This is a genomic window from Antarctobacter heliothermus (genome assembly GCF_900188425.1).
In the GTDB taxonomy this organism is placed as follows: Bacteria; Pseudomonadota; Alphaproteobacteria; order Rhodobacterales; family Rhodobacteraceae; genus Antarctobacter; species Antarctobacter heliothermus.
On record NZ_FZON01000047.1, the window covers coordinates 11666 to 32983 of the forward strand.

The 21318-nt window shown below is 62.7% G+C and carries 15 protein-coding genes and 1 tRNA gene; 6 read left to right on the plus strand and 10 right to left on the minus strand.

Annotated elements, in window-relative coordinates; all coding sequences use genetic code 11:
• Nucleotides 1–17: 17 nt before the first annotated feature.
• Nucleotides 18–3449 (minus strand): indolepyruvate ferredoxin oxidoreductase family protein, encoded by a 3432-nt coding sequence (locus CHB90_RS19300; protein ID WP_089279484.1) that lies wholly within the window; start codon nt 3447–3449, stop codon nt 18–20.
• A gap of 113 nt (nt 3450–3562) precedes the next feature.
• On the opposite strand from CHB90_RS19300, the gene CHB90_RS19305 reads away from it, so the two are divergent.
• Nucleotides 3563–4039 (plus strand): Lrp/AsnC family transcriptional regulator, encoded by a 477-nt coding sequence (locus CHB90_RS19305; protein ID WP_089279485.1) that lies wholly within the window; start codon nt 3563–3565, stop codon nt 4037–4039.
• 143 nt (nt 4040–4182) lie between these two features.
• Here the strand turns inward: CHB90_RS19305 and ppsA are convergent, their stop codons facing one another.
• The 8 genes from ppsA to CHB90_RS19345 all read right to left on the minus strand — a co-directional run bounded on the left by ppsA (nt 4183) and on the right by CHB90_RS19345 (nt 16324).
• Complete coding sequence (gene ppsA, locus CHB90_RS19310) at nt 4183–6582, minus strand: phosphoenolpyruvate synthase (protein ID WP_089279486.1); 2400 nt, start codon at nt 6580–6582, stop codon at nt 4183–4185.
• A gap of 64 nt (nt 6583–6646) precedes the next feature.
• The gene (locus CHB90_RS19315) at nt 6647–9241 is read right to left on the minus strand and encodes a cation-translocating P-type ATPase (RefSeq protein WP_245823306.1); all 2595 of its coding nucleotides are present in this window, start codon (nt 9239–9241) and stop codon (nt 6647–6649) included.
• 295 nt (nt 9242–9536) lie between these two features.
• Complete coding sequence (locus tag CHB90_RS19320; RefSeq protein WP_089279488.1) at nt 9537–10394, minus strand: fumarylacetoacetate hydrolase family protein; 858 nt, start codon at nt 10392–10394, stop codon at nt 9537–9539.
• A 72-nt stretch (nt 10395–10466) separates the two neighbouring features.
• Nucleotides 10467–11414 (minus strand): ABC transporter substrate-binding protein, encoded by a 948-nt coding sequence (locus CHB90_RS19325; protein WP_089279489.1) that lies wholly within the window; start codon nt 11412–11414, stop codon nt 10467–10469.
• Between the two features lie 63 nt (nt 11415–11477).
• A complete protein-coding gene (locus CHB90_RS19330; RefSeq protein WP_089279490.1) occupies nt 11478–12485 on the minus strand; it encodes an ABC transporter permease in 1008 nt (335 codons plus the stop codon).
• On the minus strand, nt 12482–14008 hold the full coding sequence (locus CHB90_RS19335) for a sugar ABC transporter ATP-binding protein (RefSeq protein WP_089279491.1): 1527 nt from the start codon (nt 14006–14008) through the stop codon (nt 12482–12484). The genes CHB90_RS19330 and CHB90_RS19335 overlap by 4 nt, the downstream gene beginning before the upstream one ends.
• Nucleotides 14009–14039: 31 nt before the next feature.
• Entirely contained in the window at nt 14040–14786 is a 747-nt protein-coding gene (locus tag CHB90_RS19340; RefSeq protein WP_089279492.1) for an SDR family oxidoreductase, read from the minus strand.
• 14 nt (nt 14787–14800) lie between these two features.
• The gene (locus tag CHB90_RS19345; RefSeq protein ID WP_089279493.1) at nt 14801–16324 is read right to left on the minus strand and encodes a UxaA family hydrolase; all 1524 of its coding nucleotides are present in this window, start codon (nt 16322–16324) and stop codon (nt 14801–14803) included.
• 102 nt (nt 16325–16426) lie between these two features.
• Here CHB90_RS19345 and CHB90_RS19350 point away from each other — a divergent pair, with 102 nt between their 5' ends.
• Nucleotides 16427–17125 carry a GntR family transcriptional regulator gene (locus CHB90_RS19350; RefSeq protein ID WP_089279494.1) on the plus strand — a complete coding sequence of 233 codons (699 nt, stop codon included), beginning with the start codon at nt 16427–16429 and terminating at the stop codon, nt 17123–17125.
• Between the two features lie 12 nt (nt 17126–17137).
• Entirely contained in the window at nt 17138–18187 is a 1050-nt protein-coding gene (locus CHB90_RS19355) for an aldo/keto reductase (protein WP_089279495.1), read from the plus strand.
• 138 nt (nt 18188–18325) lie between these two features.
• On the opposite strand, the gene CHB90_RS19360 is transcribed toward CHB90_RS19355, so the two are convergent.
• A tRNA-Lys gene (locus tag CHB90_RS19360) sits at nt 18326–18401 on the minus strand.
• A gap of 128 nt (nt 18402–18529) precedes the next feature.
• On the opposite strand from CHB90_RS19360, the gene dapF reads away from it, so the two are divergent.
• From dapF to CHB90_RS19375, 3 genes are read left to right on the plus strand one after another with little or no spacing between them, the layout of a single operon-like run.
• Entirely contained in the window at nt 18530–19360 is an 831-nt protein-coding gene (gene dapF / locus CHB90_RS19365) for a diaminopimelate epimerase (protein WP_089279496.1), read from the plus strand.
• Nucleotides 19357–20610: a tRNA (N(6)-L-threonylcarbamoyladenosine(37)-C(2))-methylthiotransferase MtaB gene (mtaB, locus tag CHB90_RS19370; RefSeq protein WP_089279497.1), complete on the plus strand. Its 1254-nt coding sequence runs from the start codon at nt 19357–19359 to the stop codon at nt 20608–20610. Before dapF ends, mtaB begins: the two co-directional genes overlap by 4 nt.
• A 4-nt stretch (nt 20611–20614) precedes the next feature.
• Nucleotides 20615–21238, plus strand: coding sequence for an FMN-binding negative transcriptional regulator (locus CHB90_RS19375; protein ID WP_089279498.1), 624 nt, complete (start codon nt 20615–20617; stop codon nt 21236–21238).
• Nucleotides 21239–21318: the final 80 nt, after the last annotated feature.

A 21318-nucleotide genomic window follows, 5' to 3' on the forward strand; every position in this document is an offset into this window, starting at 1 on the left:
TGGTCGGTTAAAGGCGCTCAGCCCCCATAGCCGACCATTGCCGCGTCGATCTGCACGCGGGTCTTGTCGACAGCCTCTGCCTTGACCGGACCAAAGCCGCGCATCTCCATGACCAGTCCGGCAATCCGCGCCGCCTCATCCCGGTTGTCTGCCGTCAAACTGGCCACCAACCGATCCAGCAACGCGCGGTATTCAGTGATCAAGGCGCGCTCCATCCGGCGTTCCTCGGTCCGGCCAAAGACATCCAACGCGGTCCCGCGCAGCCGCTTCATCCGCGCCAACTGGCGGAACGCCACCTGCACCCAAGGGCCGAACACCCGCTTTAGCGGCCGCCCGCGCGCATCGGTGCCCTTGGACAGCATCGGCGGCGCCAGATGGTGCTTGACGGTGAACTCGCCCTCGAACCGATCCTTGAGACCCTCGATGAACCCGGTCTGGGTGTGCAGCCGCGCGACCTCATATTCGTCCTTGTAGGACATCAGCTTGAACAGACCCTTGGCGGCGGCCTCTGTCAGCGCGCCGGGCGCGCCCGCCACCTGCGTTTCAGCGGCAATCACCGGTGCCAGCGCGTCCCGGTAGGTCTGTGCCCAGCTGTCGTTCTGATAGTCCACCAAAAACGCCGCCCGCCGGTCAATCATCTGGTCCAGCGTCTGCACCGGCTGCGCCTGTGTCCCGGCGATCCGCTCAACCGCCTGCGGATCATTGACCGCCACCCGGCCCCAATGGAATGCCTGCTTGTTCACCTCAGGCTTGACCCCGTTCAGCTCAATCGCGCGCATCAGCGACGCCTCTGTCAGCGGCACCAACCCCGCCTGCCAGGCCGCGCCCAGCATCAGCACATTGGCAAACACCGTGTCGCCCAACAGCGCCTCTGACAGCGCATTGGCGTCCAGCCCATGCAGCGCCGTTCCATCCACGGCGGCCCGGATCCGCGACAGTCGTTCGCCCGCGTTCAGGTCCGCATCCCGGTTGCGGGTGAAATCCCCCGTCGGCATCAGCGCCGTGTTCACCACCCCCCGAGTATGACCCGCACGGTACGTCATCGACGCCTTGGGCGAGGAGCTGACCACAAGGTCACAGCCAATCAGCGCATCCGCCGAAGACGGCTCAATCCGCGCCTGATTGACCTCCTGCGGGGTGGCCGACATGCGCAGATAGCTCAGCACCGGGCCAAATTTCTGCGCAAAACCCATAAAGTCCAGCACGCTGGCCCCCTTGCCCTCCAGGTTTGCGGCCATGGCAATCAACTGGCCCACGGTCACGACCCCGGTGCCGCCAACCCCCGTCACCAGTATGTCCCAAGGCGCATCCAGCGCGGGCATCACCGGCGCGGGCAATTTGGCCTGCAACTCTGCCAGTTGCGACGCAGAGACACCGCGCCCCTTCTTCAGCGTGCCGCCCTCAACCGTGACAAAGCTGGGGCAAAAGCCGTTCACACAGGTGAAATCCTTGTTGCAGGAGTTCAGGTTGATCTGCCGCTTGCGGCCAAACTCTGTCTCCAGCGGCTCCACGCTCAGGCAGTTGGATTCGACGCCGCAATCGCCACAGCCCTCACAGACCAGCGGGTTGATGACGGCGAATTTCTTGGGGTCTTCCATCTTGCCGCGCTTGCGCAGCCGGCGTTTCTCCGTGGCGCAGGTCTGCTGATAGATCAAAACCGTGGTGCCGGGGATCTCGCGCAAATCGCGCTGGATGCGGTCCATCTCACGCCGATGTTCGATCGCCACCCCGGACGGCAGATCCGCCGCGCGGAAACGCTCGGGCTGGTCCGACACCACGACCACGCGCTTGGCCCCCTCGGCGAGCACCGAATGGGCTATCGCCTCGACCGAGATCGGCCCGTCCACCGTCTGCCCGCCGGTCATCGCAACCGCGTCGTTGAACAGGATCTTGTAGGTGATGTTGGTGCCCGCGGCGATGGCCTGTCGGATCGCCAATGACCCCGAATGGTAATACGTCCCCTCCCCAAGGTTCTGAAAGATATGCTTGTTGCCGTTGAACTTGGATCGCGCGACCCAGTTCACACCCTCACCGCCCATCTGGATCAGCGAGGTCGTATTGCGGTCCATCCAGCTGGCCATGAAATGACAGCCTATGCCCGCAAGTGCACCACTGCCCTCGGGCACCTTGGTCGAGGTGTTGTGCGGGCACCCCGAACAGAAATACGGAGTCCGCGCCGCCCCCGGGACCTCGATCAGGTTCGGTGGCGGCACGAGCCCCTCGGCACGTTCCGTGAGTGATGTGCCAAGGTTCAGATCCAGCCGCCCTGCGATGATCCGCGCCAGCATCAGCGCCCCCAGTTCATGCGTCCAGGGGATCAGCCGCGCGCCGTGCTCATCACGTTTGCCGACCATGCGGTCCGGCTTTTGGCCGGGGAAATCGTAGAAATATTCCTTGAGCTGGCTTTCGATGATGCCGCGCTTCTCCTCGATCACCAGCAGTTCCTGCTTTCCTGCAGCAAACGCTAGCGCACCGACGTCCTCAAGCGGCCAGACCATGCCGACCTTGTACAGGTCGATGCCCAACTCCCGCGCGGCGATCTCATCCAGCCCCAACAAGCGCAGCGCCTCCAACGTGTCCAGATGCGCCTTGCCGGTGGTCACAATGCCGAACCGGGCCTCATGCCCCCACTCGGCCCGGTCAATCGGGTTGGCGCGGGCAAAGGCCAGCACGGCGCTTTTCTTCGCCTCCATCCGCTCTTCGATCTGCGGTCCCGGCAGGTCGGGCCAGCGGTAGTGCAGCCCCGTCCCTGGCGGCGTGAAATCCGGCGTCACAAACTCGCGATCCTCGGACAGTTCAAACGACATGCCGGATTCAACCGTCTCGGAAATCGCCTTGAAGCCGACCCACATGCCGGAAAACCGCGACAGCGCATACCCCCATTCCCCAAACGGCAGGAACTCGGCCACGTTGGCCGGGTTAAGCGTCGGCATGAAAAAGTTCATGAAGGCGACATCGGACTGATGCGGCATCGACGACGACACACAGCCGTGGTCGTCGCCGGCCACCACCAACACGCCCCCCGTGGGCGACGATCCATAGGCGTTGCCGTGCTTCAGCGCATCTGCCGCCCGGTCCACCCCCGGCCCCTTGCCGTACCACAGGCCAAACACGCCCTCGCAGGTCTTGTCCGGATCGGTTTCCACCTGTTGGGTGCCGATCATCTGGGTGGCGCCAAACTCCTCGTTGACCGCTGCCAGAAAGGTGATCCCGGCCTCCTCGACCACGTCGCGATTGCGCCCGACCTCAAGGTCGATGCCGCCCACCGGCGACCCACGATAGCCTGACACATAGCCCCGCGTGTCCAGGCCGCGCGCCAGGTCGCGCCGCGCCTGATCCAGCGCGATCCGCACAATCGCCTGCGTGCCGGTCAAAAAGACCCGTCCCTGCGTACGGGTATACCGGTCTTCCAAGGTATAGTCGGTCAGAATCGGGGTCAGATCTGTCATGGCGCGCTCCCTGAAATAGATGCAGCAGTTTCACCCATTTTCCTGAGACATGCTTTTCATTCTTGCATGCCGCATCCATATCCCGCACCGTTTCGTTCACTTGACTGCGAAAGATGACAGACTTGGTTCAGATCTCCGACCTAGACCGCCGAATCCTTGCCGTATTGCAAAAGGACGCCTCCGGCAGCATGCAGGATCTCGCCGACGCGGTGAACAGTTCATCGGCCACCTGCTGGCGACGCCTCAGGAACCTTGAGGAAAACGGCGTCATCGGCCCCCCGGTGCGCCACGTCACCCCCGCCGCCGTGGGCCTTGGCATGGATGCCTTTGTCCAGGTTCGGATGAAATCACAGGATTCCCGCGCCCGCGCCGAATTTCAGCGCACCACGGAAACAGTCCCCGCCATCACCGAGGTCTATTCGATCTCCGGTGAATGGGACTACCTGCTGCACCTCGTGGTGCGCGACATCGCTGACCTGGAATCGATCCTGATGCGCCACGTTCTGGAACACCCCAATGTCGCGGGCACCGCCACCATGTTTGTCCTGCGCCGGATCAAACAGGGCACAGAACTCCCGCTTGCCCCCTGACCCCCGGCTTCTTCTGTCCAGAAATATCCCGGGGGAGGCGCCGCAGGCGACGGGGGCAGCGCCCCCACCCCCGCGCCCAAGGCCAAAGGCCGCCGGGCAAGACACCCTGCGCGCGCAAAGCGCGCACCGCCTGACGCTGAACCTCAGCCCGCCTTTTCCGCCGCTGCCACGTTGCGCTTCACCGCCAGGAAACTGTCCGGCGTGACGGAAATGGAATCGATCCCTGCCGCCACCAGCAGCCGGGCGAACTCGGGGTCGTTGCTGGGCGCCTGCCCGCACAACCCGATCTTGCGCCCCGCCGCGCGCGCCTTGGCGATCACCGTCTCGATCATCCACAGGACCGCCGGATCGCGCTCGTTGAACAACCCCGCAAGGGCCTCTGAATCCCGGTCGACTCCAAGCGTCAGTTGGGTCAGGTCGTTGGACCCGATGGAAAATCCGTCAAACCGCACGGCGAATTTTTCTGCCTCGATCACGTTCGACGGGATCTCGCACATCACATAGATCTCAAGCCCCTTCTCCCCACGCGTCAGGCCCTGCGCGGCCATGACCTCCAGCACTTTGTCCGCCTCGTCCACGGTCCGACAAAACGGGATCATCACCACCACATTGTCGAACCCCATCTCGTCACGCAGCCGCCGGATCGCCCGGCATTCCAGCGCAAAACCGTCCTTGTAGTCGTCGGAGTAATACCGCGACGCACCCCGAAACCCGATCATCGGGTTCTCTTCTTCGGGTTCAAAGCTGCGCCCGCCCAGCAGGTCAGCATATTCGTTGGTCTTGAAATCGCTCATCCGCACAATGACCGGACGCGGATACCAGACTGCCGCGATCCGCGACAGTCCGCGCGCCAGCGTTTCGACAAAATAGTCCTCCCGCGCCGCAAACCCTTTGGTCAGCGCATCAATCGCCGCGCGTTCTTCGTCCGATCCCAACTGATCGTAGCGGGTCAGCGCCAGCGGATGCGCCTTGACCTCGTTCGAGACAACAAATTCCATTCGCGCCAACCCGACCCCATCCGCTGGCAACCGCCACCAGCGCGCTGCGGTCGAAGGATTGGCGATGTTCAGCATGACTTGTGTGCGGGTCTCGGGGACATGCTCAAGGTCCAGTTCCTCCACCGTCACCTCAGCCCTGCCCGCGTAGATCTTTCCCTCCTCCCCCTCGGCACAGGACACCGTCACCAACTGGTGATCGTGCAGCACATGGGTCGCGTTGCCGGTGCCGACCACCGCCGGCACTCCCAACTCTCGGCTGACGATGGCCGCATGGGAGGTCCGCCCGCCTTGATCCGTCACTATGGCGGCGGCGCGCTTCATCACCGGCACCCAGTCCGGATCGGTGGTCGATGTCACCAGCACCGCCCCATCTACAAAACGGTCAATGTCCGCTGCGCTTTCGATGATGATGACCTCGCCGCTGGCCACGGCCCCGCCGACGCTCAGCCCGCTCAACAGCGCCTCACCGTGGCTGTCCACTCGATAGCTTTTCATCGCACCGGCACCGCGCCGTGACTGCACCGTCTCGGGCCGCGCCTGCACGATGTATAGCTGCCCATCCAGCCCGTCGCGCGCCCATTCCATATCCATCGGACAGCCGTAATGCTGTTCGATCTCCACTGCCGCCCGGGCAAGTTCCAGAATCTCGTCCTCTGCCAGGACAAAGCCTTCGCGCTCTGCCTTCGAGGTCGGCACGTTGCGTGTGGCCGCGCCCGCACCCGTGCCGTAGATCATCTTGATCTCTTTTGCGCCCAGCGCCTTGTGGGTGATCGGGCACAGAGCGCGGCGGTCAAGGAAAGGCTTGTAGACCTGGTATTCGTCCGGACTGACCGCGCCTTGCACCACGTTCTCACCCAGCCCCCAGGCGGCGTTGATCAGCACTGTCTTGTCAAAGCCGCTTTCGGTGTCGATCGAGAACATCACCCCCGACCCGGAGATATCAGAGCGCACCATCAACTGAACACCGATGGACAGCGCCACCTCCAGGTGATCAAAGCCGTTGATCTCGCGGTAGGTGATCGCCCGGTCGGTGAACAGCGAGGCATAGCAGCGCCGACAGGCCAGCAGCAGCGCACGTTCCCCCGTCACGTTCAGAAATGTCTCTTGCTGACCGGCAAAACTGGCGTCCGGCAAGTCCTCGGCGGTGGCGGACGACCGAACGGCAACCGACGGGTCTGCGCGCCCCACCCGGCGACCAAGGGCGCGGTAGGCGGCCAGAATGTCGGCCTCGATCTCTGGCGGGAAAACCCCTGCGGCCAGTGTCTCGCGGATCTTGCGGCCCGCCAGCGCCAATGTCTTGCGCCCCGCCGCCAGCGCGCCCAGCTCGTCCCGCAGCACCTTGCCAAAGTCATTCACTTCGATAAAGGCGCGGTACGCTTGTGCGGTGGTGGCAAATCCTGGCGGGACGCGGATGCGGCTGGCGTCCAACGATTGCACCATCTCGCCCAGCGAGGCGTTCTTGCCGCCCACCAGCGCCACGTCACCCCGTTTGAGATGCTCGAACCAAATCAGGTTCCGCGTGTCCTCACCACCATCCTGCGCCATCGGTCCATCCTCCCTGGATCATCCGAAAGATTAGACCAAGCAGGTGCCACTTCATTGATGCAGGTCAACGCGCGGCCCGCGACAGCCCCTGCGCCCGCGACCCTCGGGCGACTTTCAGCAGTTCCGGAACCACCAGCAGAGGCAGGGTCAGTAGCGCCAGCAGCCCCAACTGCGCCATCGACAAAGGCACGGTGTGCAACAGGTTCTGCAGCGGCGGCCAGTAGACCGCAGCGACCTGCGCGCCCAGCATGGCGGAAAAGGCAATCAGCAGCGGGCGGTTGGAAAAGAAGCCGATCCGGAACAGCGGCAGGCGGAACGATCGAAAGGCAAAGACACTGACTTTTTCGAACAGCACCATGCCGGTAAAGGCCATGGTGCGCGCCAGATCCGTGCCCTCGGGCATGTGGGTGTAAAACAACCACAGGCTGACGCCCCCGGTGTAGAGGCCGAAACACACAATCATCACCAGGCCGGTTGCATCCAGGATCGGGTGATCCTTGGGCACCGGCGGCTGGTCCATCACATCGGGCGCGGCCTTTTCCATGCCCAGCGCCACCGCCGTCACCCCGTCGGTGACAAGGTTCATCCACAGGATCTGCGTCGCCAGAAAAATCAGCGGACCGCCAAGGAACAGGTTGACCACGATGGCCACCACCTCGCCCGCGTTCGACGACAACAGATAGCGCACAAATCGCTGGATATTGGCGAACTGACGGCGTCCCTCTTCGACTGCGCCGACGATGGTGGCAAAGTTGTCGTCCAGCAGCACCAGATCGCTGGCATCCTTGGCCACATCGGTGCCGCGCTGCCCCATGGCGATGCCAATGTCGGCCTGCCGCAGGGCCGGCGCGTCGTTGACCCCGTCGCCGGTCATGGCAACCAGATTGCCGCTCCTTTGCAGCGCATCGACCAGGCGCATCTTGTGCGCGGGTGCTGTGCGGGCGAAATGCGTGTTGCCGTCCAGCTTGGTCTCAAGATCTTCGTCGGACAGGGTATCCAGGTCTGCGCCGGTCAGCACGGCATCAACTTCCAGCCCGATCTCGCGTGCGATGGCCGCTGCCGTCGGCGCGGCATCCCCGGTGATCATCACCACGCGGATACCCGCGCTGCGGCACAGGCCCACCGCCTGACGGACCTCTGGCCGGGGCGGGTCGATCATCCCGACGATGCCCAGAAAGACCAGCCCGTCTTCGTCGGCCTGCGGGTCTGAGACGACACGGTTCGCCAACCCCAACAGCCGACGCCCGTTCGAGGCCATGTCTGCCGCCACCTGTTCGATCTCGGCGCGGACATCAGGCGACAGCGCGCGTGGAACGCCATCCGGTCCCTGCACCCGGTCGCAGACATCCAGCACCGTTTCCGGTGCGCCCTTGACCATCTGCATCAGGCACTCACCGCGCTGCATGACGACGCTCATCCGTTTGCGGTCCGCGTCAAAGGGGATTTCGGCAAGCCGATCCGCCGCATCGGGCAGGGGCGCCCAGCCCTTGAACGCCAACGTGACCAGCGCACCCTCTGTCGGGTCGCCCACCATGCGCCAGCTGTCTTCGACCCGCGACAATTCAGCGTGGTTGCACGACAGGCCCACGTCGATCAACTCTGCCAGCCTGGCATCGTCTGCCGCGCGCACCCTGGCGCCATCCGACGCGATATGCCCGGCAGGATCATAACCCGTGCCCGACACCTCATAGGCTCGTGCGGGTGTCCAGATCCGAGTGACCGTCATCGCGTTTTCGGTCAGCGTGCCAGTCTTGTCGGTACAGATCACCGTGGCCGCGCCCAGCGTCTCGACCGCCTGCAACCGGCGCACCAGAGAGTGTCGCCGCAACATCGCCGACGCCCCCAGCGCCAGCGTGATCGTCACCACTGCGGGCAGACCTTCGGGCACCATGGCCACGGCCAATGCGATCGAGGTCAGGAACATTTCCTGCAACGGCCGGCCTGCCATCAGCCCCGCCAGCAGAACCATCACCGCAAGGCCAACTGCGATCCCGCCCAGCAACCGCGCCAGACGGCCAAGCTGTTCTTGCAGATGGGTTTCGCCCTCGTCGATAGAGGCGGTCAGCTCGGCAATATTGCCGAACTCGGTCTTTGACCCGGTTGCCTGCACCACCCCTTCGGCGCGGCCCGCCACCACGTTTGACCCCATGAACAGGCCTGTGTTCCCGTCACCCAGCGACTTGTCCACAGGCACCGACTCTCCGGTGAGAATGCTTTCATCGACCTTCAGCCGCATACCCGTTGTCAGGGTCATGTCGGCCGGCACCTTGTCGCCCGCTTCAAGGATCACCAGATCGCCCGGCACGATCTGACGGGTGTCGATCATCGCCTGCGCGCCATCGCGCACAACCCGCGCCTCGCTGGCCAGCATGTTCCGGAGCGCAGCCAGCGCCGTTTCTGTTCGCCACTCCTGCACAAAGCCCAGAATGCCGTTCAGCACCACAACCAGCATGATGGCAATTGCATCGACCGTCTCGCCCAACACGGCGGCAATGGCGGCGGCGGCGATCAGCATCAGGATCAACAGGCTGGCGAACTGGCGCACAAGGATGGTCCAGCGCGAAGTCGGTTTCTGTTCGATCAACTGGTTGGGGCCAACCTCTTGCAGGCGGCGCGTCGCCTCTTGCGTGGTCAGTCCATAGCTCTGGTCGCCCGTCATGCCATCTGCTCCTGTCATGCCTGTTCAGCACACCCTGCCCGGGGCTTCATCCGCCCGCACCCTAGACACGGCAAGCGGCAATCTGTTTGACGTGCGTCAAACCACAGCAGACGCATGGCGGGTATGCCTGCACCCTCCGCGACCACGGGAGACGCCCCATGTCGTCGAGGGTCGCCAGCGCGGGATCATACCTCTTCCCCAGAAATGCAACGATCCCGAAAAGCCGACCGGCTTTTCGGGATCTGACTGTGTCTAGTCGCCCTTGATCAGTCACGCAGAACCGTCAGGTGAGGTGCTAACCCGCAGTTTTGACTGCCTGTGTCTGGACGCCAAGTCCATCAATGCCCAGACGCAGGGTCTCGCCGCCCTTCAGATAGACTGGCGGTTTCAGTCCCATCCCCACCCCCGGAGGCGTGCCCGTCGAGATGATGTCCCCCGGTTGCAGGCTCATGAACTGCGAGCAATAGGAAATCAGGTGCGGCACCTTGTAGACCATCGTGGCGGTCGAGCCGTTTTGATGACGTGTGCCGTCAACGTCCAGCCACATCCCCAGCGCGTCATAATCGCCGACTTCATCAGGGGTTACCAGCCAGGGGCCGGTCGGACCAAAGGTATCGCAGCCCTTGCCCTTGTCCCAGGTACCCGCGCGTTCGATCTGGAACTCACGTTCGGAGACGTCGTTGATGACGCAGAACCCGGCTACGTGATCCATGGCATCCGCTTCGTCGATATAGGCACCGCCTTTGCCGATGACGACGCCCAGCTCGACTTCCCAGTCCGTCTTTTTGGAACCGCGCGGAACGATGACATCGTCGTCCGGGCCAATGATGGCAGAGGTCCACTTGTTGAAAATGACCGGCTCTGGCGGGACGTCCAGTCCGCTTTCGGCGGCATGGTCGGCATAGTTCAGACCGATGCACACAAACTTGCCAGTTTGCCCGACGCAGGGGCCAAGTCGCAGATCATCCTGCGGGGTGCCTTCGACAATCGGCAGCGCGTCCATGTCCAGCGCCTTGAGCCGGGCGATGGATTCGGGCAGCAGCGCCTCTCCGGCAATATCCCGGACATGTTCGGACAGGTCGCGCACGCGGCCTGACGCATCAAGGCAACCGGGTTTTTCCTGCCCCTTGGGGCCGTGACGCAGTAGTTTCATGTGATCCTCGGATATCAGAGAAAAAAGAGAACGTCGCAGCCCACGGGAGGATGGGCTGCGACGACAGGGCGATCAATCGTACAGGACGGCCTGAATTTCAGCGTCGTCGATGTTGGACTGGTCGTAGTAGTAAAAGCCGGTGTCGATGATCTCCGGCAGGGTTTCGCCGTTCATCGCAGCAACGGCGGCCTTGACCGTCTCATAGCCGATACCGACCGGGTTCTGGGTGATCGCACCGGCCATCAGGCCGTCACGGATCGCATCGGTCTGCGCCTTGCCAGAGTCGTAACCGATGATGGTTACGCCTTCGCTGCCCATTTCGCGCACGGCGTTGACGATCCCGATGGCAGAGCCTTCGTTGGTGCCGAACAGGCCACCCAGATCCGGGTTGGCCGTCAGAATGGCCTTGGCAACCTCGGTCGAGGTCAATTGGTCACCGGCACCATACTGCACGCTGACAACCTCGATGTTGGGGTATTCGCTTGCGATCCGGTTCAGAAAGCCGTCGCGGCGGTCGATACCGGTGCGGCTGGTCTGGTCGTGGGCCACAACGGCAACCTTGCCGGAACCACCCAGGAATTCGGCCATCTTGTCAGCGGCCAGCGCCGCTGCTGCGACGTTGTCCGTTGTTGCAGTCGCCACCGGAATGTCGCTGTCTACGCCGCTGTCAAAGGCGATGACCGGAATGCCCGCGTCTGCGGCCTGACGCAGCAGTGGAATTGCGGCCTGGCTGTCCAGCGCGGCAAATCCGATGGCCGAAGGTTTGTTGGCCAAGGCGGCGGCCAGCATGTCGATCTGGCGGTCGACCATGGTTTCGTTATCGGGGCCTTCAAAGGTGATGCGGACGCCGAATTCCTCAGCGGCCTGATCTGCACCGGCTTTCACGGCCTGCCAGAACTGGTGCTGAAACCCCTTCGAGACCAGCGGGATGTAGATTTCGTCCTGAGCATATGCGGCGGGTGCCGATGCCAGAGCGATGGACAGGCCAAGTGCGCCCATAAGAGTTCGACGTGACAACATGTAGAGTTCCTCCTGAGTTGGTTGATGGCCCGGTTTCTCCTCTCCGGACCAATGGGGTAGTCGTTACTTCACTTTTTTGCGGCGCATCATGTCGGCGTAGACCGCCAGGATGATGATTGCGCCGGTCACAACCGTTTGCCATTCCTGAGCCACGGACAACACGCGCAGCCCGTTTGTCAGAACAGCCATGATCAGTGCCCCGATGAGCGATCCCAGAATGGACCCGCGCCCACCAGACAGCGATGTGCCACCGATCACAACCGCTGCAATCGCTTCGAGTTCATAGCCAAGCCCCAAGGCGGGCTGGGCAGAGTTCAGACGTGAGGCGATCAGCAGCCCGGCGATGCCGACGATGGACCCCGCCAGCGCATAGATCGCGATCTTCCAGCGGTCCGTGTTGACGCCGGACAGGCGGACGGATTCCTCGTTTGACCCAAGGGCAAAACAATAACGGCCCAGCACAGTGCGGTTCAGGATATAGGCCGTCACAGCGGCGACGATGAACAGGATCAGCACGCCGTTGGGGATCGGGACGGCGGGGATGATCTCGCCTATCAGCGACCCGCGCGAAATCTCGCTAAAGCCGGGGGTGTCGTTGAAATAGATCGGGCGCGTTCCCGAGATCACCAGGCTGAGCCCCTTGAGGATCAGCATCATGCCCAGTGTGGCGATAAACGGCGGGATCGCCATCTTGGCGACAAACGTGCCCGAACAGGCGCCGCACGCCGCGCCGGTCAGCACAGCCGCCATCACCCCCAGAGGCAAAGGCATCCCGGCGTAGGTCAGGACCACCCCGGTGATGACTGCGCAGAACGTCATCATGGTGCCAACGGACAGGTCGATCCCGCCGGTGATGATGACCAGTGTCACCGCAATGGCCAGAACACCGTTCACCGATGTCGCCTGCAGGATCGCAATCATGTTCGACGTCTGCATGAAGTTCGGCGAGGCGATCGAAAAGCCGATCAGCAGCACGATCAGACTGGCAAAGGCCAGAACACGCTGGTGCGTGCCCGCAGCGACAATCCGCGAGAGCGCCGATCTGGGGGCTTCGGGTGTTGTGGTCGTCATAGGTGATCCTCCGCACCCACCAACGCCGTGTCGCGCTGTGTGGCCAATTCCATGATATGTTCCTGAGTGGTGGCTTCGCCGCCGGGCAGTATGCCGGTCAGGCGTCCCTCGCACATCACCGCGATGCGGTGGCTGAGGCGCATGACCTCGGGCAGTTCCGAAGAGATCACGATGATCGCACGGCCCTGCGCCGCAAGGTCTTCGAGCAGGGCGTAGATTTCCGATTTGGCCCCAATATCGATACCGCGAGTCGGTTCGTCAAAGATCAGCACGTCGCAGTCGCGCAACAGCCACTTGGCGATGACGACCTTTTGCTGGTTGCCCCCCGACAGCAGGCGCACGTCCTGCATGTCCGACGGGGTGCGAACGCCCAATTGGTCGATATATTTGATCGCCGTGGCTTTCATCGCGCCCTCGTCCAGCACGCCGAAGCGGTTGGTGAACTGGCCCAGATGGGCCATCGCGACATTGGCACGCACCGTCATGTCCACGGCAAGGCCGAAATGCTTGCGATCCTCGGACAGGTAGCCGATCCCGGCCTCGACCGCCGCGTGGGGGGTGCGGATGTTGACCGGCTGACCGTGGACGATGATTTCACCGGCGTCGCGGGGATCCGCGCCAAAGATGATGCGCGCGACCTCTGTCCGGCCGGCCCCCATCAATCCGGCAAAGCCCAGGATTTCGCCCTGACGAACATCAAAGCTGACGTCGCGCACCTCTTTGCCGCGCGACAGGTTACGCACCTCCAAGGCCACCGGGCTTTGCGATGTATCGGGGATGGTCGGCGCGCTTTGCGTCACCTCACGGCCCACCATCAGCTGGATAATCCTGGACAGCGGCGTATCGGCGGCGTCCACCGTGTCGATATAGGCCCCGTCGCGCAGAATGGTGACGCGGTCCGCGATCCGCTTGATCTCATCCATGCGGTGACTGATGTAGACGATCCCGACGCCATCGGCCTTGAGCTTGCGGATCACCTTGAACAGCTCGGTAATTTCGGCGTCGTTCAAGGCCGCTGTCGGCTCATCCATGATCAGCACACGCGGATTGTAGGACAGCGCTTTGGCGATCTCGATCAGCTGTTGGCGGGCAATTGTCTGGGTGCTGACCGGGGTGCGCGGGTCCATCGCCAGATTGAGCGAGGCAAAGATCTCTGCCGTTTTCTTGTTCAGGGCGGGTTCGTCTAACCGGCCAAAGCTGCGGCGCGGTTCCCGCCCGATCAGCACGTTTTGTGCCGCCGTCAGATCATTCATCAGGCTGAGCTCCTGGTGAATGATCCCGATCCCCAGATCCTGCGCCGCGCGCGGCCCGTCCGGGGTGACCTGCTTGCCATCGACAAACATCTCACCGCTGTCGCGCGCATAGATACCGGACATGATTTTCATCAAGGTCGATTTGCCGGCGCCGTTCTCGCCCATCAGGGCGTGCACCTCGCCCGGACGCAGATTGAACTGGACGGCCTTGAGCGCGTGAACGCCGGGAAAGCGTTTCTCGATCCCCGTCATTTCTACCAGATATGTCATATTGCAGGCCCTCCCTAACCACGCGTCGTCGTCAGATCGTGACACCGCCGTCGACCAACATGGTTTGCCCGGTCACGAATCTGCTGCCGTCGGACAACAAGTGCACAACTGTGGGTGTCATGTCGTCAACCGTGGCCAACCGGCCCATCGGTTGGCGCGCGATGAAATCTTTTTCCGCCTGAATGGGGTCAGGAGCCGACGCGATGCGCCCCCGCAGCGACGGCGTGTCAACCGTGCCCGGGCACAGTGCGTTGCACCGCAAGTTCTGTGCAACAAAATCTGCGGCGATTGCCTTGGTCAGCCCGATGACCGCCGCCTTGGTCGCGCCATACGCCGTCCGATTGACAAAGCCCTTTTCGGATGAGGCCATCGACGCCATGTTCAGGATTGCGGCGCTGCCCTGGCTTTCCGCGCGGCGCAACAGGCCCGGCACAAAGGCCCGGCACATGCGCACCATCGACGTCACATTCAGGCTGACCGCAAAGTCCCAGTCGTCATCCGTCAGCTCCAGCACCGTACCGTGGTGCACAACGCCCGCACAGTTGAACATCCCGTCCAGATCGGGAACCGATGCGGCCAGCGCGGTGATGTCCGCCCCGTTTGTCACATCCAGCACGCGGGTTTCGATCCCCGCGACACCGGCCAGATTTTCCAGCAGATCGCCGTTCACATCCGTCGCAATCACGGATGCCCCGGCTGCCGCACAGGCCCGCGCGCTGGCGGCACCGATGCCCTGGCCAGCGGCTGTTATCAGAATGGTCTTGTTTGTCAGTGTCATACCCGTCCCCATGGTCACATCACCGCCCCGATTTGCCACGGTACGAACTCTACCCCGCCAAAGCCGAGGTCCTCACTTTTTGTCTGCTCACCGGATGCGATCCGAATGAACATCTCGAAAATCTCAGTCCCCTTGTCGTGCAAGCTGACGCCTTCGCTGATGATGTCGCCGCAGTTCACATCCATGTCGTCCGACATGCGGGCGTACATTTCCGAATTTGTCGCGATCTTGATGCAGGGCGTTGGCATGTAGCCAGAGACAGAGCCCCGCCCCGTCGTGAACACGATCAGGTTGGCACCAGAGGCAATCTGCCCGGTGACAGAGCACGGATCAAACCCGGGGCTGTCCATGAAGACAAACCCGTGTTTGTCGATCTTTTCCGCAAAGAGATACACGTCCGTCAGAGGGGCGCTGCCGCTTTTGGCCACCGCACCCAGTGACTTTTCCAGAATCGTGGTCAACCCGCCGCGTTTGTTGCCGGGGCTGGGGTTGTTGTCCATCTCACCCTTGTTGCGGGCGGTGTAATCCTCCCACCAGCGGACGCGGTCGATCAGCTTTTCGCCCACCTCGACAGAGGCCGCACGGCGGGTCAGCAGGTGTTCCGCGCCGTAGATTTCCGAGGTCTCGGACAGGATCGTGGTGCCGCCATGTTGCACCAGCATGTCCGAAGCAACCCCAAGCGCCGGATTGGCCGTGATGCCGGAATAGCCGTCGGAACCGCCGCACTGCATCCCCACCATTAGGTGCGAAATCGGTGCAGGCTGCCGCGTGGCGGTGTTTGCCAGCTCGGCAATGCCGCGCAGTTCCGTCAGACCCTTTTCGATGGTCTTGCGGGTGCCGCCTTCGTGCTGGATTGTCATGTAGCGCAGCGCGCCGTCGGCGCGAATGGGCCGCCCCCCCACCAGCGCGGACACCTGCATCACCTCACAGCCAAGGCCGATCAGCAGAATCCCACCAAAGTTGGGATGCTGCGCATAACCGGCGAGCGTGCGGAACAAGGTGTCGTAGCCTTCGTTCTCACCCGACATGCCACAGCCTGTTCCGTGGGTGATCGGGACGATGCCGTCGATATTGGGAAACTCATCCAGCAGGCCGGATTTTTCCGCCGCTTCGGCAATGAACTTTGCCACCGAACCGGAACAGTTCACCGAGGTCAGAATGCCCAGGTAGTTGCGGGTGCCAACGCGTCCATCCGCCCGGTGATACCCGCCAAAGGTTCGACCTTCGGGTGCCGCGTCCAACTCTGTCGCCTCGCTGGCATGTGCGTAGTCCTGCGCGTGTTCGCCCATGCCAAGGTTCTGCACATGGACATGCTCACCCGGTGCAATGTCGGCTGTCGCCTGACCGATGATCTGCCCATAGCGCAGTACATTCCGGCCCGCCGGGATCGGCGCAATGGCCACCTTGTGTCCGCGCGCAACCGACTGCACCAGCGTCAAATCAGCCGGACCGACCACATCGCCCGCGTTCAGGTCATCCAGCGCAATGGCAACATTGTCCTGTGGGCTTAGCGTCAGCATACGGGGCGGTCGGGTCATTTGGCGTACTCCTCTGGAGGACAATCGGCCTGTCCAGTAGGGTGATGACTACCTTGAGTTTGCGTCATGTGTCAACTAACATGTCAGTTGAAGGAGCTCACAATGTCAAAATCTGACCCCGCGCTTGATATCACCCATCTCGAAGGCCCGCTTGGACAGAGGGTCTATACCGCTTTGCGCAGCAGCATTCTGGATATGTCGCTGGAACCGGGGGCCATACTGCGCAAGGGGGCACTGTGTGAGCAACTGGGCGTCTCCCGATCCCCCGTCGCCGAAGCGCTGGGCCGGTTGTCCTCGGACGGGCTGGTTGACATCATTCCACAATCCGCGACCCGCGTTTCACAGTTTTCCATGGCCGAATTGCTGGAAGAGGATTTCCTGCGCGAAGCCGTCGAAACCGCTGCTGTCGCACGCGTGGCCGAAGACCACACACCTGACCAACTGATGCGGTTGTCGCGCAACCTGCGGCTACAGGCTCTGCTTGTCGAAGACGCCGATTTTCAGGGTTTCTTCGAGGCTGATCTGGAATTTCACGAAATGATTCTGGGCTTTACCGGATTTCCCAAGGTCACGATGGTGGCCGAGGAAATGACGTTGCAGTTACGCCGGGCACGCAAACTGATCTTGCCCGAACCCGGTCGCCCCGCCGAAGCGGTTGCGGAACACCGCTTGATCCTCGCCGCGATCGAAGCAAAGGACAGCAGCGCCGCCCAAACGGCCATGTCCCGACATCTTCGCCAATTGATCAAGCGCATCAAACCGCTTGAACGCCAACACCCGGATTATTTCCGCCCAACCTGAAAAAGAGGCACGATGAAACTGGCCAAAACGAACGTGCTGAACCACCGCACGGCGTCCCCCGTGGCGCTGACGCAGCTTGGTTTTGGGGGCGCCCCACTGGGCAATCTCTACCGCAAGATCGAAGACAGCGCCGCGCAAGCCACGCTTGACGCCGCATGGGACGCAGGCATTCGTTACTTCGACACTGCGCCGCAATACGGTCTTGGACGCTCGGAAATGCGGTTTTCCGAGGCACTGAAACGATTCGATACCGATGCGATGACTCTGTCGACAAAGGTCGGCCGCGTCCTGCACGACTGCGCCCCCGAAGATGTCACACCCGAGGCCTTTGTTGACGTTCCTCAAAAGCGAATCGCATTCGATTTCACCTATGACGGCATCATGCGCAGCTTTGAGGACAGCAAAGCCCGCCTGGACACCGACAGGATCGACATGCTGTTCCTGCACGACATTGACGCCGGGGCGCGGGGTCAGGCTTTTGAAGACAACAACCTGCGCCAGCTTTTCACTCTGGGCGGTTACCGCGCATTGTCGCAATTGCGCGAAGGCGGGCAGATCGCGGCCATCGGTGCCGGGGTCAACAGCTGGCAGATCTGCGAACGCCTGTTGGGAGAGGCCGAATTTGACGGGTTCCTGTTGGCGGGCCGCTATACCTTGCTGGAGCAAGACCCGCTGGATCGTTTCCTACCGCTCTGCCTTGAACGGGACGTGGGAATCATTCTGGGCGGGCCTTACAATTCTGGCATCCTTGCGACGGGCGCGGTAGAGGGCGCGCGCTATGACTATGCCCCCGCGTCCGAGGAGATCCTGCAACGGGTGAGAGAGCTGAGCGCCGTGTGCGACGCCCATGACACCCCGTTGATCGCGGTCGCCTTGCAATTCCCGCTGGGCCACGGTGCCGTTAAAACGGTCATACCCGGGGCTTCTACGCCCGAAGAAGTACGTCAGAACGTCGCCATTTTTGACCACGCCGTCCCGGCAGCTCTGTGGTCGGACCTGAAAACCGAAGGTCTGATCCGTGCAGATGCGCCCACCCCACAGGACTCCGACGACACAGTGTGACGTGTGCCGCCCAATCTGCGGAACAGACGCATCGACATGGGACAGGCCACCCCAGATCCATGCCCAGATCCATGTGATACGAACTGACCACCAAAACATCAAAAGGCCCGGCCATTTATGGCCGGGCCTTTGATACAGTGGTGAGCCGTGCAGGGTTCGAACCTGCGACCCACTGATTAAAAGTCAGTTGCTCTACCAACTGAGCTAACGGCCCACTGTGGCGGCCTAACTATGAATATGCCCGGTCCGGGTCAACCCAAAAAATCGGGAATCTTGGGGCGATTTTCATCAGCGCCTCCCGGACACTGGAAAGCACGCGGTTTCAGGCGTATATGCCCGCTCATGGAACAGACATCCTCCCCCCTGCCCTTCATGAAAATGCACGGGCTTGGCAATGATTTCGTCGTGATCGACTCGCGTGAGCGGGAGGCGATTCTCACGGCCAGCCGGATTACGGCCATCGCCGACCGGCATCGGGGGGTCGGCTTTGATCAGCTTGCCGTCATTTCGCTGCGCGCGGGTCTGCCGCATCTGACCTTTTACAATTCCGACGGGTCCACATCCGCCGCCTGTGGCAACGCAACCCGCTGCATCGCGCGGCACTTGATGGACAGCACCGGCGAAACTACTCTCAGCCTGACCACCGACCACGGCACCCTGCGCGCCGTGGACGCCGGGTCCGGCCTGACCTCTGTCAACATGGGGCCGCCGCAGCTGGATTGGGCCGACATCCCGCTGGCCGAGGAAATGGACACGCTGGAGTTGCCGATCGAAGGCAGCCCGACCGCCACCGGGATGGGCAACCCGCATTGCACCTTTTTTGTAGACAACGCCGAAACCGTGGCACTGGACCAGTTTGGCCCGCGCTATGAGCATCATCCCCTTTACCCGCAGCGCACCAACGTGCAGGTGGCCAGCCTGATCGGCCCCGATCACCTGCGGATGCGGGTCTGGGAACGTGGAGTGGGCGTGACACTGGCCTCCGGGTCGTCGTCCTGCGCCACCGCCGTGGCCGCCGCGCGCCGGGGGCTGACCGGACGCAAGGTGCGGATCGATCTGGATGGCGGCACGCTGCATGTGGACTGGCGCGACGATGGTGTCTGGATGACCGGCCCGACCGCGCATGTCTTTGACGGGGTCTTTACCGCCCAATGGCTGGACGCAAACCCATGAGTGCCCCCAAATTTACAACGCTTGGCTGCCGTCTCAACGCCTATGAGACGCAGGCCATGAAGGATCTGGCAGAGACCGCGGGCGTGACAAACGCCGTGGTGGTGAACACCTGCGCCGTCACTGCAGAGGCGGTGCGCAAGGCCCGGCAGGAAATCCGCCGCCTGCGCCGTGAAAATCCTGACGCGCGCGTGATCGTCACCGGCTGCGCCGCGCAGATCGACCCGGACAGCTTTGCCGCGATGGATGAGGTCGATGCCGTCATCGGCAACACCGAAAAGATGGCCGCCGACACCTGGAAAGGCATGAGCGCAGATTTCATCGGCGAAACAGAGGCGGTGCAGGTCAACGACATCATGTCGGTGACGGAAACCGCAGGCCACCTGATTGACGGCTTTGGCACCCGCAGCCGCGCCTATGTGCAGGTCCAGAATGGCTGCGACCACCGCTGTACCTTTTGCATCATCCCCTACGGGCGCGGCAACTCGCGCTCTGTTGCGGCGGGCGTTGTCGTGGACCAGATTAAGCGTCTGCGCGATCAGGGCTATAATGAGGTGGTGCTGACCGGCGTTGACCTGACCTCATGGGGAGCCGACCTGCCCGGCACACCGCGCCTTGGCGATTTGGTCATGCGCATCCTGAAACTGACCGATGTGCCGCGCCTGCGCATCTCTTCGATTGATTCGATCGAGGCGGATGACAACCTGATGATGGCCATTGCGACGCAGCCGCGCCTGATGCCACACCTGCATCTGTCGCTTCAACACGGTGACGACCTGATCCTTAAGCGGATGAAACGCCGCCATCTGCGCGACGATGCGATCCGGTTCTGCGAAGAGGCGCGCCGCCTGCGCCCCGACATGACCTTTGGCGCCGACATCATCGCCGGCTTCCCGACAGAGACGGACGCGCATTTCGAAAACTCGCTGAAGCTGGTCCAAGACTGCGACCTGACGTGGCTACACGTCTTCCCCTATTCCTCGCGCCCCGGCACGCCCGCCGCCCGCATCCCGAATAAGGTCAACGGCACCGTGATCAAGGACCGCGCTGCGCGCCTGCGGGCCGCTGGCGACGATCGGGTATTGGCCCATCTGGCCGCGCAGGTGGGCCGGGATCACGCCGTCCTGATGGAAGCCCCCGATATGGGCCGCACCGAACAATTCACTGAGGTCCGCTTTACCACGCCGCAGCCTGTTGGCCAGATTGTGCTGGCTACAATCACCGGCGTCTCCGGCTCCCAGCTGACGGCCTGAGCAGGTGCACCCCAACCAGACCTTTCGCCGGACCGAACAGTCCCTGGCGCTGACCTTTGCCCGCGACCGTGCCTTTGCCAACCTGACCGTCTCGACACAGGGCGCACCGCTGATCGCTCATGTGCCTTTTCTGCTGGCCGAGGATGGTGCCACTGCGGACTTGCACCTCGTCCGGTCAAACCCCATCGCCCGCGCCTGTACCCGGCAGACACCGGCGACATTGGCCGTCACCGGCCCCGACGCTTATATTTCGCCGGACTGGTACGGGATCGATGATCAAGTCCCGACCTGGAACTATGTCGCCGTGCACCTGACCGGCACCTTGCGTCCCTTGCCGGTCAGCGACCTGCCGGACCTCCTTGCCCGCCAATCCGCGGCCTACGAATCCCGCCTGCCGGGCAAAGCCCCCTGGACGATGGACAAGATGAGCGCCGAAACCAAGGCGCGGTTCCTGCGGATGATCCTGCCCTTCCGGATGGACATCCTGGAGGTGCAGAGCACCTACAAACTGGGTCAGAACAAGGATGACACCGTAAGACTGGCCGCCGCCGACGCGGTCGAGACAGGCTTTGGCAGTGAGCTTGGCCAACTGGCGCAACTCATGCGGACACCGCCTAGCGTCGGGTGACAGCGCCTCACCCTGACGCGACGCCCCCAAAAAGGCCCTGACTGCACACAAACGAAAAAGGCCCTGCTGTCACCAGCAGG

Bases quoted from the DNA above. Each gene is read 5' to 3' on its own strand.
- CHB90_RS19300 (WP_089279484.1), bottom strand. From the start codon at position 3,449: ATGACAGATCTGACCCCGATTCTGACCGACTATACCTTGGAAGACCGG.
- CHB90_RS19320 (WP_089279488.1), bottom strand. From the start codon at position 10,394: ATGAAACTACTGCGTCACGGCCCCAAGGGGCAGGAAAAACCCGGTTGC.
- CHB90_RS19340 (WP_089279492.1), bottom strand. From the start codon at position 14,786: ATGACACTGACAAACAAGACCATTCTGATAACAGCCGCTGGCCAGGGC.
- CHB90_RS19325 (WP_089279489.1), bottom strand. From the start codon at position 11,414: ATGTTGTCACGTCGAACTCTTATGGGCGCACTTGGCCTGTCCATCGCT.
- CHB90_RS19330 (WP_089279490.1), bottom strand. From the start codon at position 12,485: ATGACGACCACAACACCCGAAGCCCCCAGATCGGCGCTCTCGCGGATT.
- ppsA (WP_089279486.1), bottom strand. From the start codon at position 6,582: ATGGCGCAGGATGGTGGTGAGGACACGCGGAACCTGATTTGGTTCGAG.
- CHB90_RS19355 (WP_089279495.1), top strand. From the start codon at position 17,138: ATGAAACTGGCCAAAACGAACGTGCTGAACCACCGCACGGCGTCCCCC.
- CHB90_RS19345 (WP_089279493.1), bottom strand. From the start codon at position 16,324: ATGACCCGACCGCCCCGTATGCTGACGCTAAGCCCACAGGACAATGTT.
- mtaB (WP_089279497.1), top strand. From the start codon at position 19,357: ATGAGTGCCCCCAAATTTACAACGCTTGGCTGCCGTCTCAACGCCTAT.
- CHB90_RS19305 (WP_089279485.1), top strand. From the start codon at position 3,563: ATGACAGACTTGGTTCAGATCTCCGACCTAGACCGCCGAATCCTTGCC.
- dapF (WP_089279496.1), top strand. From the start codon at position 18,530: ATGGAACAGACATCCTCCCCCCTGCCCTTCATGAAAATGCACGGGCTT.
- CHB90_RS19350 (WP_089279494.1), top strand. From the start codon at position 16,427: ATGTCAAAATCTGACCCCGCGCTTGATATCACCCATCTCGAAGGCCCG.
- CHB90_RS19335 (WP_089279491.1), bottom strand. From the start codon at position 14,008: ATGACATATCTGGTAGAAATGACGGGGATCGAGAAACGCTTTCCCGGC.
- CHB90_RS19315 (WP_245823306.1), bottom strand. From the start codon at position 9,241: ATGACGGGCGACCAGAGCTATGGACTGACCACGCAAGAGGCGACGCGC.